The organism is Thermococcus sp. PK, from assembly GCF_000430485.1.
GTDB classification, from domain to species: domain Archaea; phylum Methanobacteriota_B; class Thermococci; order Thermococcales; family Thermococcaceae; genus Thermococcus_A; species Thermococcus_A bergensis.
Genome location: NZ_KE387149.1, coordinates 1,120,528 through 1,121,559, shown reverse-complemented (window position 1 = coordinate 1,121,559; position 1,032 = coordinate 1,120,528). Strand labels below are relative to the sequence as shown.

General features: G+C 46.0%; 3 pseudogenes. All 3 read left to right on the top strand.

From position 1 onward, the window contains the following. A pseudogene (locus tag THEPK_RS13425) lies at positions 1-314 on the top strand (hypothetical protein); the annotation flags it as partial. Positions 315-386: 72 nt separating this feature from the next. Continuing rightward, positions 387-785: pseudogene (gene tnpA / locus THEPK_RS08075) on the top strand (IS200/IS605 family transposase); the annotation flags it as partial. 35 nt (positions 786-820) lie between these two features. Further along, a pseudogene (locus tag THEPK_RS13420) lies at positions 821-1,032 on the top strand (hypothetical protein); the annotation flags it as partial.

Below are 1,032 nucleotides of genomic sequence, written 5' to 3'. Positions count from 1 at the left end.
CCATGAAGACTGAACACATTGTCTGGATTGCGGTCTCTCTTATAATTCTTTTCGTTGTATGGAAAACCGTGGAACCTCTTATCACCCCGATAATCTTTGCTTTGGCGGTTGCGTATATTCTTCATCCTCTTCATGAAAGGCTTGCAAAGAAGCTTGACACCAAAAAATCTGCAGTATTGCTATCGGCTTTGATGAGCCTCCTCTTAGTTGGCTTTATATTTGGCATAGTGCTATGGTTTAGGGATGTGACCAGGTCACTGGTAATTTACCTTTTTCTTCTGAAAGCCTCGCCCTTTAGGGCGGGGATGCAGTAAACTACCCAACAGCCCTCAAACAGGAAAGCGAAAAGCATTTAAGCAATAATGCAGACCATACATTAAGGGGTTCACAATGAAACCCGAATCACCTACCATTTCGTCTGGATACCAAAATACCGGAGAGACATTCTCACCGGAAAAGTCGTCGAGAGACTCAAAGAAATGTTCAAAGAATACTCGGAAGAAATCGGGTGCGAGGTTATTGCCCTCGAAGTAATGCCCGACCACGTTCACGTCTTCCTTCAGGCAAAGCCCAACCTCTCGCCAGCCCAAATAGTGAACCACTTGAAAGGCAAAACCGCCAGAAAACTCCTCCAAGAGTTTCCAGAACTGAGGAGCAAGACGACACACGGTAGGTTATGGTCTCGCTCCTATTTCGTCGCCTCAGTCGGCTACATAACGGACGAGATTGTGAAGCACTACGTTGAAACCCAATGGGAGCGTGAGTTGAAACGAAGAGGAGCGTAACGCTCAAACTCCAGCCCTCAAAAGAAACCGAGAGAATTCTCTTCGAGTTAGCTGACATTGGGGCTAAAGTTTGGAACCAGATAAACTACCTTCGCAGGCAGGAATTCTTCGAGGGTAAACCAGTGGACTTCAACAGGACGGAGAAAATCGTCTATGAAGAATTCAAAAAGGAAATCGGCTCCGCAACAGTCCAGCAAATTTGCAGGAAGAATGCTGAAAGCTGGAGGAGCTTCTTCTCACTCTTAAG